The organism is Escherichia sp. MOD1-EC4550 (genome assembly GCF_963876935.1).
Lineage (GTDB): Bacteria > Pseudomonadota > Gammaproteobacteria > Enterobacterales > Enterobacteriaceae > Escherichia > Escherichia coli_F.
The window spans coordinates 676713-697596 of sequence record NZ_CAWNSE010000012.1 but is presented as its reverse complement, the minus strand read 5'-3'; the positions used below and the strand labels follow the sequence as shown (position 1 = coordinate 697596).

General features: G+C 60.0%; 1 protein-coding gene. It reads left to right on the top strand.

What is annotated here, in order from left to right; all coding sequences use genetic code 11:
* The first annotated feature begins 104 nt into the window (after positions 1–104).
* On the top strand, positions 105–20882 hold the full coding sequence (gene siiEA / locus AACU19_RS10580) for a BapA-related adhesin SiiEA (RefSeq protein WP_105278219.1): 20778 nt from the start codon (positions 105–107) through the stop codon (positions 20880–20882).
* The last annotated feature ends 2 nt before the right edge of the window (positions 20883–20884 follow it).

Sequence of the window (20884 nt, the reverse complement as noted above, 5' to 3'; positions counted from 1 at the left end):
GCCATTATTAATATCAGGTATGCATCGTTGTTAAGTGATTACCTTTGTCTTATTTAGATAAATGGACTCGCTAAGGATATGCGCCATTTATCAGGAATGCCATTATGAGCCTGATTATTGATGTTATTTCGCGAAAAACATCCGTCAAACAAACGCTGATTAATCCTGGCGACGTTACGGTTGTCATTTATGAGCCCTCCGTGGTGCAGGTTCATGCTCAGGCATCTGCTGTTGTGCGTTATGTCCGTGACGGAAATGACCTGTTGATCTATATGCAAGACGGCACGGTGATCCGCTGCAACGGTTATTTCCTGCAAGCGGCAAATACCAGCGAACAATCTCAACTGGTGTTTGCCGATGGTCAACAGCTGACACATGTCACCTTTGCCGATACCGCCGCCGGTGGCTTAGCGCCCGTTGAACTGAGCGCCCAGACTACCGCGATTGAAAGTATTGCGCCGTATCTTGATACCGTCGCTCAGACCAGCGCCTTCCCGTGGGGATGGCTGGCGGGTGCTGCGGTAGGCGGTGGCGCGCTTGGCGCATTACTGGCAAGCGGTGGCGACGACGATTCAAAAACGGAAGTGGTTAATAACCCTCCGCCACCTGCCGAGCCTGGCAACGCCACGCCATCGTTTTTGGTAACCGATAACCAGGGCGATCAACGCGGTATTCTTTCCGCCAACGATATCACCGATGACACTACGCCAACCTTTAGCGGCAGCGGACAGGTGGGGGCGACCATCCAGATTAAAGACAGCAATGGTGACACCATCGCCAGTACCCAGGTCGGTAGCGATGGACGCTGGAGCGTCGATTTGCCTACGCAAAGTGCGGGCGAACACACCTGGTCGGTGGTGCAAATTGTTGGGAGCACCATTACCAACGCCGGGTCGATAACGTTAACCATCGACAATAGTCAGGCCGCCGTACAGCTCGCCACCACCGCAGGCGATAACATCATTAACGCCAGCGAACAGGCCGCCGGGTTTACCCTTTCTGGCACTACGAGCAACCTGGCGCAGGGAACGGAACTCACCGTCACGCTAAACGGCAAAACCTACACCACCAGCGTAGGTGCTAACGGTGGATGGAGCGTGCAGGTGCCGACCGCCGATGCGCAGGCGTTAGGCGAAGGGAATCAGGCGGTGCTGGTCAGTGGGAAAGATGCCACGGGCAATACGGTCACTGGCGCGCAGCTGCTAACGGTCGATACCCAGCCGCCAACACTTGCTATCAACACCATCGCTCAGGACAACATCGTCAGTGCTGCGGAACATAACGCCGCGCTGGTACTGAGCGGCACTTCGAATGCAGAAGCGGGGCAAACAGTAACCCTGACCGTCAACGGGAAAAGCCATTCAGCAACCGTCGGTAGCGACGGAACCTGGCAAGTGACGCTGCCTGCCATGGAGGTCCAGGCACTGGCGGAGGGGAACTACGCTGTCAATGCCAGTGTCAGCGATCGGGCAGGGAACACCACCAGCAACAGCGCGAATTTCACGGTAGACACCTCAGCACCCGTGGTCAGCGTTAACACCGTGGCGGGCGACGATATTCTTAATAATGCCGAGCAGGCCGTCGCGCAGATCATCTCCGGACAAGTCAGCGGTGCTTCTCCAGGCGGTACGGTAACGGTGAAATTGGGCACTCATGTCCTGACGGGCATCGTGCTGGCAGATGGCAGCTGGAATGTGGCACTGGACCCGGCGGTAACCCGCACGCTGGATCGCGGAGCCAATACGATTTTCGTCACCGTGACAGATGCTGCAGGAAATACCGGCGCGGCGTCTCGAGCAATCACGCTGGTCGGTGTTTCTCCGTTGATCACCATTAACACCGTCTCCGGCGATGACATTATCAGTGGCGCAGAAAAAGGTGCGCCACTGACCCTTACCGGTAGCACTCAACAGGCCGAGACAGGACAAACCGTCACAGTAACCCTGGCTGGACAGAGTTTTACCACTACCGTACAGGCCGATGGCTCCTGGAGTCTGACGGTACCTGCCGCCGCGATGGGAAATCTGCCTGACGGTGCGGTGGCGATTACCGCTTCAGTGACGGATCTCAGCGGCAATACCGGCAACACCTCCCGCACCATTACCGTCGACAGCCAGGCCCCGGCCTTAAGCATCGACTCGCTGACGGCTGATAACATCATCAACGCCGCCGAAAGTGGTCAGGATCTGCAAATCACGGGCACCACCGACGCTCAGCCGGGGCAGACGGTGACCGTCACGCTTAATGGGCAGACCTATCAGGGCGTCGTGCAGTCAGATGGCACCTGGAGCGTGACCGTTCCCGCCGCCAACGTTGGCGCACTGGCTGACGGCAACGCCACGGTGACAGCCAGCGTGAACGATGTCGCGGGTAACCTGACCAGCGTCTCACGGGTGGCGCTGGTCGATGCCACGCCGCCGGTGGTGACCATTAATCCGGTGGCAACCGATAACGTCATTAACACGCCGGAACATACCCAGGCGCAAATCATCAGCGGCACGGTCACCGGCGCGCAGGCGGGCGATATTGTCACCGTTACGCTGAATGATGTGGATTACACCACGGTGGTGGATGCTTCCGGCAACTGGAGTCTGGGCGTTCCGGCCTCCGTTGTCAGCGGACTGGTGGACGGCAGTTATCCGATCAACGTTTCAGTGACTGATCGCGCCGGAAATACGGGTAGCCAGTCACTGACCGTCACGGTTGATACCGCCGCGCCGGTGATTGGCATTAACACTATCGCGGGCGATGATGTGATCAACGCCAGCGAAAAAGGAGCCGATCTCCAGATCACCGGCACCAGCGATCAGCCTGTTAATACCACCATCACCGTGACGCTGAACGGGCAAAATTACACCACTACAACCGACACCTCCGGCAACTGGAGCGTCACCGTTCCGGCATCGGCGGTAACCGCACTGGGCCAGGCCAACTATACGGTAACGGCGGCGGTGACGAGTAATATCGGCAACAGCAACACCGCCAGCCATAACGTGCTGGTCGACAGCGCGCTGCCCGGCGTGACCATTAACCCGGTGGCAACCGACGATATTATTAACGCCGCCGAAGCGGGTGCTGCGCAAACCATCAGCGGGCAGGTGACTGGAGCCGCCGTTGGCGACACGGTAACCGTTACGCTGGGCGGTAATACTTACAGCACCACCGTGCAGGCCGGTTTAAGCTGGAGCGTGAGCGTTCCGGCGGCAGATATTCAGGTGCTGGGTAATGGCGATTTAACGGTGAGCGCCTCGGTCACCAATCAAAACGGCAACACCGGCAGCGGCACGCGGGATATCACCATTGACGCCAATCTGCCCGGTCTGCGGGTCGATACAGTAGCGGGCGATGATGTGGTCAATATCATCGAACACGGGCAGGCGCTGGTGGTCACCGGCAGCAGCTCGGGGCTGGCTGAAGGCACGCCGCTTACCGTTACGATTAACAATGTGGAATACACCACTGCGGTGCAGGCCGATGGTGGCTGGAGCGTGGGCGTCACGGCGGCGCAGGTTAGCGCCTGGCCTGCGGGAACAGTGACAGTTACCGTGTCCGGGGAAAGTAGCGCCGGAAATCCGATAAGCATTACGCATCCGGTAACGGTCGATCTCACGCCGGCGGCGATCACCATCAACACCATCGCCACGGACGACGTGATTAACGCCGCAGAAAAAGGCGCTAATTTAACTCTTTCCGGCACCACCACTAATGTAGAGCCAGGACAAACCGTCACCGTCAACTTTGGCGGGAAAAATTACACTGCCAGTGTGGCGAGCGATGGTAGCTGGAGCGCCACCGTTCCCGCTGCCGATTTAGCGTTATTAACCGATGGCAGCGCTTCCGCGCAGGCCAGCGTCAGCAATATCAACGGCAATAGCGCCTCGGCGGTGCATAACTACAGCGTCGACAGCAGTGCGCCGACCATCATTATCAATACCGTTGCCAGCGACAATATCGTTAACGCCAGCGAAGCCGATACGGGCGTGACGGTGAGCGGCACCACCACCGCTGAAGCGGGGCAGATTGTTACGGTAACGCTCAATAGCCCGACCGTGCAGACCTATCAGGCAACGGTACAGGCCGACGGCAGCTGGAGTATTACTATTCCGGCGGCAGACCTTGAGGCATTGACGGATGGCAGCCACACCCTGACCGCCACGGTCAATGACAAAGCGGGCAACCCGGCGAGCACCACGCATAATCTGGCAGTGGATCTCACCGTTCCGGTACTGACCATTAACACCATTGCGGGCGATGATATTATTAACGCCGCCGAACACGGGCAGGCGCTGGTGATTTCCGGTTCCAGCACCGGCGGAGAAGCGGGCGATGTCGTCAGCGTCACGCTAAACAGTAAAACCTACACCACGACGCTGGATGCTTCCGGCAACTGGAGCGTCGGCGTTCCGGCGGCTGATGTCTCTGCGCTGGGCAGCGGCCCGCAAACCGTGACGGCGACCGTTACCGATGTGGCTGGCAACAGCGACAACGAGACGCACACGGTCACCGTTAACCTTACCGCGCCGACCATTGGCATCAACCCCATTGCCAGCGATGACATAATTAACGCCATCGAAAAAGGCGCGGATCTGCAAATTTCCGGCACCAGTAATCAGCCAACAGGCACCACAATTACGGTGACGCTTAACGGGCAAAATTACTCCGCCACGACGGACGCCGCAGGCAACTGGAGCACCACGGTGCCAGCCTCTGCCGTCGGTGCGCTGGGCGAAGCCAGTTACACGGTGACGGCGAACGTCACCGACAGCGCGGGCAATAGCAATTCCGCCAGCCATAACGTGCAGGTGAATACCGCGCTGCCGGGTGTCACCATTAATCCGGTGGCGACCGACGATATTATTAACGCGGCGGAATCGGGCGTGGCGCAGACCATCAGCGGCCAGGTGACGGGCGCGGCGGCGGGCGATACGGTCACCGTCACGCTGGGCGGCAACACCTACACCGCTACGGTGCAGGCTAATTTAAGCTGGAGTGTGGACGTTCCAGCGGCGGATATTCAGGCGCTGGGCAACGGCGACCTGACAGTTAACGCCTCGGTCACCAATGGCGTTGGCAACACGGGCAGCGGCTCGCGCGATATCACTATCGATGCCAATCTGCCAGGTCTGCGCGTTGATACCGTGGCGGGCGATGATGTGGTTAACAGCATCGAGCACGCTCAGGCACTGGTGATAACCGGTAGCGGCAGCGGGCTGGCGGCGGGCGCGGCGCTGACGGTGGTGATCAATAACGTCACCTATGGCGCAACAGTATTAGCCGATGGCACATGGAGCCTTGGCGTTCCGGCAGCAGATGTGGGCAACTGGCCTGCGGGGACGGTGAATATCACGGTTTCAGGTGCCACTAGCGCAGGAAACCCGGTCACCATCACCCATCCGGTCACCGTCGATCTGGCGGCGGTGGCGATCTCCATTAACACCGTTTCCGGCGATGATGTGATTAACGCCGCCGAAAAAGGGGCAGATTTAACCCTTTCCGGCAGCACTTCCGGCGTGGAAGCGGGGCAAACCGTCACCGTCACCTTTGGCGGCAAAACCTATATCGCTACCGTAGCGGGCGATGGTAGCTGGACAACTACTGTACCCACCGCCGATCTCAGCGCGTTACGTGACGGCGACGCCACGGTACAGGCCAGTGTCAGCAATATTAACGGCAACACGGCTTCGGCAACCCACGCCTATAGCGTCGATGCCACGGCACCGACGCTTGCCATTAACACCATCGCCACCGACGATATTCTTAACGCCGTTGAGGCGGGCAATCCGTTAACCATCAGCGGCACCAGCACCGCCGAAGCGGGGCAAACGGTAACCGTCACGCTTAATGGTGTGGCTTACATCGGCACCGTTCAGGCGGGCGGTAGCTGGAGCGTCAGCGTGCCGACAACAGATCTCAGCAATCTGACCGCCAGCCCGTACACGGTCAGCGCCTCGGTAAGCGACAAAGCGGGTAACCCGGCGACCGCCACTCACGGCCTGGCGGTGGATCTCACCGTGCCAGTTTTAACCATTAACACCGTCTCCGGCGATGACATCATTAATGCCGCCGAACACGGACAGGCGCTGGTGATCTCCGGTTCCAGCACTGGCGGGGAAGCGGGCGATGTCATCACCATCACGTTAAACAGTAAAACCTACACTACCACGCTGGACGCCTCCGGCAACTGGAGCGTCGGCGTTCCGGCAGCAGACGTCACTGCGCTGGGCAGCGGCCCGCAAACCATCACTGCGGCAATTACCGATACGGCAGGCAATAGCGATGATGCCAGCCGCACGGTCACCGTAAATCTCACCGCGCCAACCATTGGCATCAACACTATCGCCAGCGATGACGTGATTAACGCCACAGAAAAAGGCGCGGATCTGCAAATCACCGGCACCAGTAATCAGCCCGCAGGCACCACAATAACGGTGACGCTGAACGGGCAAAATTACACCGCTACCACCGATAGCAGTGGCAACTGGAGCGCCACGGTGCCAGCCTCGGCAGCTAGCACGTTGGGTGAAGCCAACTACACGGTAACGGCGAGCGTTACCGACACGGCAGGCAACAGTAATTCCGCCAGCCATAATGTGCTGGTCAACAGCGCCTTACCTGGCGTTACCATTAACGCAGTGGCAACCGATGACATTATTAATGCCGCCGAAGCGGGCAGTGCGCAAACCATCAGCGGGCAGGTGACGGGCGCGGCGGCGGGCGATACGGTCACCGTCACGCTGGGCGGCAACACCTACACCGCTACGGTGCAGGCTAATTTAAGCTGGAGTGTCAGCGTTCCGGCGGCGGATATTCAGGCGCTTGGTAACGGCGACCTGACAGTTAACGCCTCGGTCACCAACGTCGTGGGCAACAGCGGCAGCGGCTCGCGCGATATCACCATCGATGCCAATCTGCCTGGTTTGCGGGTCGATACCGTAGCGGGCGATGATGTTATTAACAGCATTGAGCACAATCAGGCGCTGGTGATAACAGGTAGCAGCACCGGGCTGACGGCAGGAACGGCATTAACGGTCGTGATTAACAACGTCACTTACGCTGCCACGGTGTTAGCTGACGGTACATGGAACCTCGGCGTTCCGGCGGCAGACGTCAGCAACTGGCCTGCGGGTACGGTGGATATCACGGTAAGCGGCACCAACAGCGCCGGAACAACCTCCACCATTACCCATCCGGTTACCGTCGATCTGGCGGCGGTCGCCATAACCATTAACACTCTCTCCGGCGATGATGTGATCAATGCCGTCGAAAAAGGCGAAACGCTGGTGGTGAGCGGCAGTACCAGCGGTGTAGAAGCCGGGCAGACGGCGACCGTCACCTTTGGCGGCAAAAATTACACCACCACTGTGGAAGCCAACGGTAGCTGGACGGTGAATGTGCCGCCTACCGATCTCGCTGCGTTGCCGGACGGCGCGGGCAACGTGCAGGCGAGTGTCAGCAACATTAACGGCAACAGCGCCCAGGCCGATCGCGCGTACAGCGTCGATGCCACCGCGCCGCTTGTGACCATCAACACCATCGCCAGCGACGATATTCTCAACGTGAGTGAAGCGGGCGCGGGGATAACCATCAGCGGCACCACCACGGCGCAGGCCGGGCAGACGCTGACTGTCACGCTCAATAACAACACGTACCAGACTACCGTCCAGGCCGATGGCACCTGGAGTGTGGACGTTCCGGCGACAGATTTAAGCGGATTAACCGCCAGCAGTTATACCGTGACCGCCACGGTGAGCGACAAAGCGGGCAACCCGGCAAGCGCGGATCATGCACTGGCGGTGGACGTTACCGCGCCGGATCTCACCATTAACACCGTCGCGGGCGATGACATTATCAACGCCATCGAACACGGGCAGGCGCTGGTGGTGAGCGGAACCAGTACGGGCGCGGCGGCAGGCGATGTGGTGACCGTCACGCTGAACGGTAAAAACTACACCACCACGCTGGACGCTTCCGGTAACTGGAGCGTCGGCATTCCGGCAGCGGATGTCACGGCGCTGGCAACCGGTAGCCAGACCATCACCGCCAGCCTGAGCGATCGCGCGGGCAACAGCGACAGCACGACTCACGATGTGACCGTTGATCTCAGTGGCCCGACGCTGACCATTAACACTGTCTCCGGTGATGACATTATTAATAATGCGGAGAAAACCCAGGATCTGATCATCAGCGGCGTCTCCAGCGGCCTGGCGGCAGGCACTACGGTCACCGTGATGTTGAACGGCCTGGCGTACAGCGCCACCACCGACGGCTCCGGCAACTGGAGCGTTACCGTGCCGGCTTCGGCGGTCGGCGCATTGGGCGAGGCGATTTATTCGATTAGCGCCAGCGCCACCGACAGCGCGGGCAACAGCGGTAGTACCACCCATACGGTGAATGTCGACTCGCTCCTGCCTGGGGTGATTATTAATACCGTGGCGGGCGATGACATTATTAACGCCGCTGAAATCGCCGTTAACCAGACCCTCAGCGGTCTGGTTACGGGGACGGCGGTTGCGGGGAATACGGTGATTGTCACTATTGGTGGCAATCAATACACCGCCACCGTGCAGCCAGATTTAAGCTGGAGCGTCAGCGTGCCTGCGGCAGATTTGCAGGCGCTGGGTAACGGTGAACTGACCATCAGCGCCTCGGTGACCAATTCCGCAAATAATACTGGCACCGCAACGCACGACATCGTGATAGACGCCAATCTGCCAGGCCTGCGGGTTGATACCGTGGCAGGCGATGATGTGATTAACAGCATTGAGCACACTCAGGCGCTGGTGGTCACCGGTAGCAGTAGCGGACTGGCGGCGGGCGCGGCGTTGACGGTAGTCATCAACAACGTCACCTACGGCGCAACGGTACTCGCCGATGGCACCTGGAGCGTCGGCGTTCCGTCGGCAGATGTCACAAACTGGCCTGCGGGGACGGTCAATATTGCCGTCTCTGGCACCAATACCGCAGGAACCACAACCAGCATTAGCCATCCGGTCACGGTCGATCTCGCTGCCGTGGCGATTACCATCAACACCCTTTCCACTGACGATGTGATAAACGCCGCCGAGAAAGGCACTGATTTGCAGCTTTCCGGCACCACCTCAGATGTGGAAGCGGGGCAGACTATTACCGTTATTTTCGGTGGCAAAAGCTACACCACCACGGTTGCCGCGGATAATACCTGGGGGCTGACGATCCCAGCCGCCGATCTCGCAACCTTGCCGGATGGCGCAGCAAACATCCAGGCCAGCGTCAGCAACGTCGCGGGTAACAACGCCCAGGCAACGCATGTTTATAGCGTCGATGCCACCGCGCCCTCCGTTACTATCAACACCATCGCCAGCGACGATATTCTTAATGCCGCCGAAGCGGGATCGGCGCTGACCATCAGCGGCACCAGCACCGCAGAAGCCGGGCAGACAGTGACCGTGACGCTAAACGGCGTCAATTACAGCGGCAACGTGCAGGCAGACGGGAGCTGGAGCGTCAGCGTACCAACTGGCGATTTAGCCGACCTTACCGCCAGCCCCTATACGGTGAGCGCGGCGGTCAGCGACAAAGCGGGCAACCCAACCTCGGCAACGCATAACCTGACGGTGGATCTTGCCGCTCCGGTCGTCACCATTAACACGGTAGCGGGCGATGACATCATTAACGCCACGGAACATGCTCAGGCGCAGATTATCAGCGGCTCGGCAACGGGCGCGACGACGGGTAACACGGTTTCCGTGACGATTGGCACGACCACCTACACCACCGTGCTGGACGCCAACGGCAACTGGAGCATCGGTGTGCCTGCCAGCGTGATTTCCGCACTGGCCCAGGGCGATGTAACCATTACCGCCACGGTCACCGACTCCGCAGGCAACAGCGGCACGGCCTCGCACACTGTCAGCGTGGCGCTCGGTGCACCGATACTCGCCATTAACACCATCGCCGTCGATGACATCATCAACGCCACGGAGAAAGGCGCGGATCTGTCGATTTCCGGCACCAGCAACCAGCCTGCGGGCACGCAGGTAACTGTTACGCTCAACGGGCAAAATTACACCACCACTGCCGATGCTTCCGGGAACTGGAGCGTGACCGTTCCGGCGTCTGCGGTTGGTACGCTCGGTGAAGCGACTTATACCGTTACCGCCGCCGCAACCGATGTTGATGGCAATAGCGGTTCCACCAGCCATAACGTGCAGGTTAATACCGCGCTACCGGGCGTCACCATTAACGTTGTGGCAACGGACGATATTATTAACGCCGCCGAAGCGGGGGCAACTCAAACTATCAGCGGGCAGGTCACGAGGGCCGTGGCGGGCGATACGGTGACCGTGACGCTCGGTGGGGCGACTTACACCGCTACGGTACAGGCAGACTTAAGCTGGAGTGTCGATGTTCCGGCTTCGGCGTTACAGGCGTTGGGCAACGGAGAGCTGACCATTTCGGCTTCGGTAACGAACAGCGTAGGCAATACCGGTAACGGCACGCGCGAAATCACCATAGACGCGAATCTCCCCGGTCTGCGGGTCGATACCGTGGCGGGCGATGATGTGGTCAACATTATCGAGCACGGTCAGGCGCTGGTGATTACCGGCAGCAGCTCTGGGCTGGCGGTGGGTAGCAATGTCACGCTGACCATTAACGGGCAAACCTATGTTGCGGCAGTGCTGGCCGATGGCACCTGGAGCGTCGGCGTTCCGGCGGTGGATGTCAGCGCCTGGCCTGCGGGGGCGGTGACGATTACGGCGAGCGGCAGCACTACAGCCGGAAACCCGGTCAGCGTTACGCATCCGGTGACTGTCGATCTCTCGGCGGTGGCTGTCAGCATCAACGCCATTACCGCCGATGATGTGATTAACGCCGCCGAAAAAGGCGCGGCGTTAACGCTCTCTGGCAGCACTTCCGGCGTGGAGGCTGGTCAAACGGTCACCGTGACCTTTGGCGGTAAAACCTATACTGCAAGTGTCGCGGCGAATGGTTCCTGGAGCACCACGGTTCCGGCGGCGGATATGGCAGCCCTGCGTGATGGTGATGCCAGCGCGCAGGCCAGCGTCAGCAACGTTAACGGCAACAGTGCCACCACTACCCACGCTTACAGCGTCGATGCCACCGCGCCAACGGTGACCATTAACACCATTGCGGGCGACGATATTCTTAACGCCGCCGAAGCGGGTGCGGCGCTGACCATCACCGGCAGCAGCACGGCGGAAGCCGGGCAGACGGTGACCGTCACGCTCAATGGCGCAAACTATACTGGCACGGTACAAACGGACGGCAGCTGGAGTATCAGCGTACCGCCAGCCGACTTAAGCGCCCTGACCGCCAGCAACTACACCGTCAGCGCGGCGGTGAGCGACAAGGCCGGAAACCCGACCTCGGTTAACCACAACCTGACGGTGGATACTTCCGTTCCGGTCGTCACCATCAACACGGTGGCAGGCGATGATGTGATCAATGCGACGGAACACGCCCAGGCGCAGATCATCAGTGGCTCTGCCACGGGGGCGGCAACCGGTAGCACCGTGACGGTGACTATCGGCTCAAATACCTTCACCACCGTGTTGGATGCCAGCGGCAACTGGAGCGTCGGTGTCCCGGCAAGCGTTGTTTCGGCACTGACAAACGGCACGGTGACCATTAACGCCAGCGTCACTGACGCCGCCGGAAACAGCGGCAGCGCCACCCATCAGGTGACGGTCAATACCGGGCTGCCGACCATTACCTTTAACGCCATCAGCAGCGATAACGTCCTGAACGCCGATGAAAAAGGCCAGCCGTTGACCATCAGCGGTAGCAGTACGGGGCTGGCGACCGGCGCACAGGTTACCGTCACGCTCAACGGTCATAACTACAACGCTACCACCGACGCAGCAGGCAACTGGACCTTAACCGTGCCGGTGAGCGATCTGGCGGCCTTAGGTCAGGCTAACTATACCATCAGCGCCAGTGCCACCAGTGCGGCAGGCAACACCGCCAGCAGCCAGGCGAATTTACTGGTCGACAGCGGCCTGCCAGGCGTCACCATCAATACCGTGGCGGACGACGATATTATCAACGCCGCCGAAGCCGGGGGCGATCAAACCATCAGCGGGGTGGTGACCCGCGCCGCCGCAGGCGATACAGTCACCGTGACGCTGGGTGGCAATACTTATACTGCACAAGTTCAGGCCGATTTAAGCTGGAGCGTCAGCGTTCCGGCAGCCGATCTCCAGGCACTGGGAAATGGCGATTTGACCATTAACGCCTCGGTGACGAACGCGAATGGCAATACGGGCAGCGGCACGCGAGATATCACCATTGACGCCAACCTGCCAGGTCTGCGCGTGGATACCGTCGCGGGCGATGATATCGTCAACAGCATCGAACATGGGCAGGCGCTGATAATCACTGGCGGCAGTAGCGGCCTGAATGCAGGCGCCGCGCTGACGGTCACCATCAACGGTGTGGCCTATGCTGCCACGGTACAGGCAGACGGGAGCTGGAGCGTCGGCATTCCAGCAGCAAGCGTCAGTGCATGGCCTGCGGGGCCGTTAACCGTTGAAGTGACAGGCCAGAGCAGCGCCGGAAACCCGGTCAGCGTCAGCCATCCGTTCACCGTCGATTTAACGGCTGTGGCAATCAGCATCAACACCGTTGCCAGCGACGACGTGATTAACGCCGCCGAAAAAGGCACCAATCTGACCCTTTCTGGCAGCACCAGCGGAATTGAAAGTGGGCAAACCGTTACCGTCACTTTTGGCGGCAAAACCTACACCGCCAGCGTCGCCGCCAACGGTAGCTGGAGCGTGAACGTTCCAGCGTCAGATCTGGCAACCTTGCCAGACGGCGCGGCGACCGTGCAGGCCAGTGTCAGCAGTGCGAGCGGCAACAACGCGTCGGCAACTCATGCGTATAGCGTCGATGCCAGCGCACCGACGCTTACCATAAACACCATCGCCAGCGATGACATCCTTAACGCCACGGAGGCGGGAAACCCGCTCACCATCAGCGGCACCAGCACCGCCGAAACCGGGCAGACGGTCACCGTCACCCTTAACGGCGCAACTTACACCGGTAATGTACAGGCGGACGGCAGCTGGAGCGTCAGCGTTCCCACTTCAGCCCTGGTCGCGCTCACCGCAAGCAATTACACCGTCAGCGCCACGGTCAACGACAAAGCGGGCAACCCCGGCAGCGCCAGCCATAATCTGGCGATAGACACCACCGCGCCGGTTCTCACCATTAACACCGTGGCGGGCGATGACATCCTTAACGACGCCGAACACGCCCAGGCGCTGGTGATCTCCGGTACCAGTACGGGCGGGGAAGCGGGCGATGTGGTGAGCGTTGTGCTCAATGGCAAAACGTATACCACGACGCTGGATGCCTCCGGTAACTGGAGCGTTGGCGTACCGACGGCGGATGTTACGGCGCTCGGTAGCGGCGCACAGAGCATCACCGCCAGCGTTAGCGATAGGGCGGGCAACAGCGACGACGCCAGCCGAACCGTCACTGTTAACCTCACCGCGCCAGCGATTAGCATCAACACCATCGCGGGCGATGACGTGATCAACGCGACGGAAAAAGGATCGAATCTGGCGCTTTCCGGCACCAGCGATCAGCCTGCGGGCACGGCGATCACCGTCACCCTGAACGGACAAAACTACAGCGCCACCACCGATGCCTCCGGCAACTGGAGCGTCACCGTGCCTGCCTCGGCGGTCAGTGCGCTTGGCGAAGCCACCTACAGCGTCACGGCGAGCGTTACCAACGCTCAGGGCAACAGCAGCACCGCCAGCCATAACGTACAGGTCAATACCGCGCTGCCGGGCGTCACCATCAATCCGGTGGCGACGGACGATATTATCAACGCTTCAGAGGCGGGCAGCGCGCAAACCATCAGCGGCCAGGTAACCGGTGCGGCGGCGGGCAGCACCGTCACCGTTGAACTGGGCGGTAAAACTTACACCGCCACCGTGCAGGCTGATTTAAGCTGGAATGTGAGCGTACCTGCCGCCGACTGGCAGGCGTTAGGTAACGGTGAATTAACGGTTAATGCCTCGGTGACCAACGCCGTTGGCAACACCGGCAGCGGCATGCGTGATATCACCATCGATGCCAGTCTGCCCGGTCTGCGGGTGGATACCGTCGCAGGCGATGATGTGGTCAATATCATCGAACACGCTCAGGCGCAGGTGATTACCGGGAGCAGCTCCGGCTTTACGGCAGGCACGGCGCTGACCGTGGTGATAAATAACCAAACTTATGCCGCCACGGTGTTGGCGAACGGCACCTGGAGCGTCGGCGTTCCGGCGGCGGATGTCAGTAACTGGCCTGCGGGAATGCTGAATATTACCGTTAGCGGCGCGAACAGTGCCGGAACGCAAACCAGCATTACCCATCCGCTGACCGTTGATCTCACTACCGTTGCCATCAGCATTAACGCTATTACCCCTGATGATGTGATTAACGCCGCCGAAAAAGGCGCGGCGCTAACGCTTTCCGGCAGCACGTCCGGCGTCGAAGCGGGGCAAACCGTTACTATTACCTTTGGCGGCAAAACCTACACCACCACGGTGGCGGCAAACGGTAGCTGGAGCACCACCGTTCCGACTGCGGATTTGGCGGCTCTGCGTGACGGCGATGCCAGCGCCCAGGTGCGGGTGACTAACGTCAACGGCAACAGCGCCACGGCAACGCATGAATACAGCGTCGATAGCGCCGCGCCAACGGTGACCATCAACACCATTGCCAGCGATAACATCATCAACGCCAGCGAAGCGGCGGCGGGCGTAACGGTTTCCGGCACCAGCACGGCGGAAACCGGGCAAACGCTCACCGTCACGCTAAACGGCACTAACTACCAGACCACGGTGCAGGCAGACGGCAGCTGGAGCTTAACGCTGCCTGCCAGTGACTTAACCGCACTTGCCAATAACGGCTACACCCTGACTGCCACGGTCAGCGATCTGGCGGGTAACCCTGGCAGCGCCAGCAAAGGCGTCACCGTCGATACCACCGCGCCCGTCATCAGCTTCAACACCGTGGCAGGCGATGACGTGATTAACAACGTCGAACACGCTCAGGCGCAGATTATCAGCGGCACCGCCACGGGCGCGGTGGCGGGTGACCGCCTGGTGGTGACCATCGCCGGGCAGCAGTATGTCACCAGCACCGATGCCAGCGGCAACTGGAGCGTTGGCGTGCCTGCCAGCGTGATTTCCGGCCTTGCGGACGGCACGGTAACCATCAGCGCCACCATCACCGACAGCGCAGGCAACAGCAGCACCCAGACGCACAACGTACAGGTAAACACGGCGGCAGTGTCGCTCTCGGTCAGCACCATCAGCGGCGATAATATTATTAACGCCGCCGAAGCGGGCAGTGCGCTGACCCTGAGCGGCACCGGAACGAACTTTGCCGCAGGTACAGTGGTGACCGTGTTGCTTAACGGCAAAGGCTACAGCGCCACCATTCAGAGCAACGGGAGCTGGAGCGTGAACGTGCCTGCGGCGGATGTTGCGGCACTGGCGGATGGCACCAGCTACACGGTTAGCGCCTCCGCCCAGGACAGCGCAGGAAACAGCGCCACGGCCTCGCGCAGCGTGGCGGTAGATCTCACCGCGCCGGTTATCAGCATAAACACGGTTTCAACGGACGATCGACTCAACGCCGCCGAACAGCAGCAGCCGTTAACCCTTAATGGCTCGACCAGCGCGGAAGTGGGGCAGACGGTCACTGTCACCTTTGGCGGCAAAACCTATACCGCTACGGTTGCCGCCAATGGCACCTGGGCGCTGAACGTGCCTGCGGCGGATCTGGCAGCACTCGGGCAAGGCGCGCAGACCATTACCGCCAGCGTGAACGATCGCGCCGGTAACCCCGGTCAAACCACGCACGCCCTGACTGTTGACACCGTTGCGCCGACGGTCACCATCGCCACCGTTGCGGGTGACGATATTATCAACAACGCCGAGCAGCTTGCCGGGCAGACCATCAGCGGCACCACCACCGCTGAAGTGGGTCAGACGGTCACTGTTACCTTTAACGGGCAAACCTGGACCGCAACGGTTGGCAGCGGCGGAAGCTGGTCGGTGTTTATTCCGGCGCAGCAGTTTTCCGGATTAAGCGACGGCAGCTACACCATCAGCGCGACGGTCAGCGATCAGGCCGGAAACCCCGGCAGCGCCAGCCGTGGCGTGACCCTCAATGGCGACGTGCCAACCGTCACCATCAACACCTTTGCGGGCGATGATGTAGTGAACGCGGCGGAACACGGCGCGTCTTTGGTGATCAGCGGCACCACCACCGCCCCAGTCGGGCAGACGCTGACCCTGACCTTAAACGGCAAAACCTACACCACCACGGTACAGACGGGCGGTAGCTGGAGCTACACCCTCGGCAGCGCCGATGTCACCGCGCTGGCGGACGGCAATGCCTATGTGATTAATGCCTCGGTGAGCAACGCCATTGGCAACACCGGCAGCAGCAATCACACCATTACTGTCGATCTCAGCGCCCCGGCGATGGGCATTAATATCGATTCCCTGCAAGTCGACACTGGCCTTAGCGCCAGCGACTTTATCACCAGCGTCAGCCCGGTGGTGGTCAACGGCTCACTCACCGCCGCGCTTGCCAGTAACGAGACGGCGCAAATCAGTATCGACGGCGGTGTAACCTGGAGCACGCTTACCGTTACTGGCACGACCTGGCGCTATAACGACAGCCGCACGCTGACCGATGGTAACTATCTCTATCAGGTGCGGGTGATTGATGCGGCGGGCAACGTCGGGGCGACTGATAGCCAGAATGTGGTGATCGACACTACTGCGCCAGATCCCGCGGTGAAAACCATCGCCATTAGCGCGATCACCACCGATACAGGTCTGATTACTAATGATTTTGTCACCAGCGACACGACGCTTGCGGTGAGTGGTACGCTCGGCGCGGCGCTCTCTGCTGGTGAGTCCGCGCAAATCAGTATCGATGGCGGCACCACCTGGCAGAATCTGGCGGTAAATGGATTAACCTGGACTTATCTTGACGGGCGCACGCTGACCGACGGTAACTACAACTATCAGGTACGGGTGATCGACACCGCCGGAAATATCGGCGCGACCGCCAGCCAGATAGTCACCGTGGACACCACCGCGCCGCTGGCGAGCAAAACCATCGTCATTGCGGGCATCAGCGATGACACCGGGTTAAGCAGCAGCGATTTTGTGACCCGTGACACTACGCTGACCGTGCGTGGCACGCTCGGCGCAGCGCTGGCGGCAGATGAACGGGCGCAAATCAGCCTTGATGGTGGCGTTACCTGGGCCACCTTAACTGTTATCGGCACCAGCTGGAGCTATGCCGATGGTCGCACGCTCACCGACGGTACATGGAATTACACGGTGCGGGTGGTGGATCTGGCGGGGAATGTCGGGCAGACCGCGACGCAAAACGTGGTGGTCGACACCATCAGCCCGGAAGCGGCGAAAAGCATCACTATTACCGGTATCAGCGATGACACCGGAGCCAGCAGCAGCGATTTTATTACCAGCGACACCACGCTTACCGTGCGCGGCGTGCTGGGCGCGGCGCTCGGCGCTAATGAGTTCGCGCAAATCAGTACCGACAACGGCGCAACCTGGGTGAACGTGACCGTTGCCGCAGACGGTCTGAACTGGACATATGTGGACGGGCGTACGCTGACCAACGGCACCAACACCTGGCAGGTGCGGGTGGTTGATTTAGCGGGCAACGTTGGCGCAACCGGCAGCCAGTCGGCGCAGATTGACACCGTTAACCCGGCGCAGGTGCTCACCATCGCCAGCATCAGCACCGATACGGGGAGTTCGGCCACCGACTTTATCACCAGCGATACCACGCTCACGCTGACCGGTTCGCTGGGGGCGGGGCTTGCCAGCGGCGAAGTGGCGCAGATTAGCCTCGATGGCGGCGCGACCTGGACCACGCTCACCACCAACGGTACGCAGTGGACTTACACTGACAGCCGCACGCTGACCGACGACAGCTACGTTTATCAGGTACGGGCGCTGGATCTGGCGGGAAATACAGGCCCGGTGGTATCGAAAACGGTGGTGGTCGATACGATTAACCCCACCGCCACGCCGACCATTGTGTCGTATACCGATGATGTCGGGCAGCGGCAGGGGACGTTTAGCAATTCGCAGGCCACCGACGACACCACGCCGTTGCTCAACGGCGTGCTCTCTGCGCCGCTTGCCAGCGGTGAAGTCGTTTACCTTTACCGTAACGGTCTGCTGTTAGGTGCGGTAACGATGGTCGGCGCGCTGAACTGGACTTACAGCGACAGTGGTCTGGTCAGCGGTGCCTATACCTACAGCGCACGAGTGGTGGATCTGGCGGGGAATATCACCTCCTCCAGCGATTTTGTTCTGACGGTCGATACCTCAATTCCGACGACGCTTGCGCAAATCACCAATCAAACCACGCGCGATACCACGCCGATTATCAGCGGCGTAATCACGGCGGCACTCGCCAGCGGGCAGTATGTTGAAGTGGTGATCAACGGCAAAACCTACACTTCGCAGCCGGGCGGTGCGGTGGTGGTCGATCCGGCGCACAACACCTGGTATGTGCAACTGCCGGATACCGACGCGCTGGCGGCGTCTGCGACCGCCTATAACGTCACCGCGCAGGTGAAAAGCTCGGCGGGTAACGGTAACACCGCTAACGTCAGCACTGGTACGGTAACGGTTAACGCAGCGATTGATTACACACCGACCTGGACCACCGCCAGCAAATCCACCGCATGGGGGCTGACCTACGGCCTCGACACACACGGGATGTGGACAGTGCTGGCCAACCAGCAAATTATGCGATCCACCGATCCGCTCACCTGGTCGAAAACCGCCCTGACGCTGGTGCAAAGTGGCAACAACTATGCCACCAGCTCCATCGCCGATTACAACCGTAACGGTACGGGCGATCTGTTTATTACCCGTGATGACTACGGCACGGGGTATATCAACGGCTTTACTAATAACGGCGATGGTACGTTTTCCAGCGCCATCCAGGTGAACGTTGGCACCCTGACGTGGTATGGCTCGATTGTGGCGTTTGATAAAGAGGGCGACGGTTATCTTGATTTCTGGATTGGCGACGCCGGGGGGCCGGACTCCAACACTTTCCTGTGGAACAACGCCGGCACCCTGACAGGCAACTCGACCACTGCTAATAACGGGGGGAGTGCTACGGTCGGTGGGGCGGTGACAGGTTATCTGTCACTCAACGAAGGTTCCGGTGTCGATCTTAATAATGACGGCAGAATTGATCTGGCTCAGCACACTTTCAACCTGAACAACAACTTCACCCTCTCATCGTTGATAAGTCAGGGCAATGGCACCTTCGTCTGGGGACAAAACACCGTCAATACTTTCCTCAGTAGTCCTGGCTCGGGGGGAAACTCGACATCCGTTTCCATGACATGGGCCGATTTCGATGGTGACGGCGATATGGATCTCTTCCTGCCCGCCAGCCAGGGAAGAGCTAACTACGGTTCGCTGTTATTCAACACCAACGGCGTGCTGGGTAGCCCGGTGGCGGTCGGCGCGACGGCAACCACCTACGCCAGTCAATTCAGCCTGGCCGTCGACTGGGATCATGACGGGTTAATGGATATCGCCCGTATCGCCCAGACCGGACAGTCGTATCTTTATACTAACGTCAGCAACGCCAGTAACTGGACACAATCGGCCCTCGGCGGCAGCCAGAGCGGCACCACCAGCGGCGTGGCGGCAATGGATTACGACTGGGATGGCGCGGTGGATGTGCTGGTAACCAAACAGTCGGGCAGCGTGTTCCTGATCCGAAACACCAACACGGTGAGCTACGGCACCTCGCTGCACCTGCGTATCACCGATCCTAACGGTATTAACGTCTATTACGGCAATACCGTGAAGCTGTACAACTCGGCGGGCGTGCTGGTTGCCACACAAATCATCAACCCGCAGTCGGGGATGGGCGTTAACGACACCTCGGCGCTGGTCAACTTCTACGGACTTAACGCGGGAGAAACCTACAACGCGCTGCTGATCAAATCCACCGGCACTACCGCCAGCAATATCGACCAGACGGTGAATACCAGCTGGGGCGGCTTACAGGCCACCGATGCTACTCACGCTTACGACCTCAGTGCTGAAGCAGGTACGGCGAGCAACAACGGCAAGTTTGTCGGCACTGGCTATAACGACACCTTCTTCGCCACCGCAGGCACCGACATCTACGACGGTTCCGGCGGCTGGGTGTACAGCTCCGGCACAGGAACCTGGCTGGCGAACGGCGGCATGGACGTGGTCGATTTCCGTCTCTCAACGGTGGGCGTGACCGCTAACTTAAGCGTCACCACCGCCCAGGCCACCGGTTTTAATACCTCGACATTTACCAATATCGAAGGGATTTCCGGCTCGAATTTTAATGACACTCTGACCGGCAGCAGCGGCGATAACCAACTGGAAGGGCGCGGCGGCAACGACACGCTCAACATCGGCAACGGCGGCCATGACACCTTGCTCTATAAACTGCTTAACGCCAGTGACGCCACCGGGGGCAACGGTTCGGACGTGGTGAATGGCTTTACGGTAGGCACCTGGGAAGGCACCGCCGACACCGATCGCATTGATATTCGTGAACTGTTACAGGGCAGCGGCTACACCGGAAACGGCAAAGCCAGCTATGTCAACGGTGTGGCGACGCTGGATTCGCAGGCCGGGAACATCGGTGATTTTGTCAAAGTCACCCAGAGCGGCAGCGACACCATCGTGCAGATCGACCGTGACGGCACGGGCGGCGGCTTTGCGACAACTAACGTGGTCACGCTGACGGGCGTGCATACCGACCTCGCCACTTTACTGGCGAATCATCAGTTGATGGTGGTGTAGAG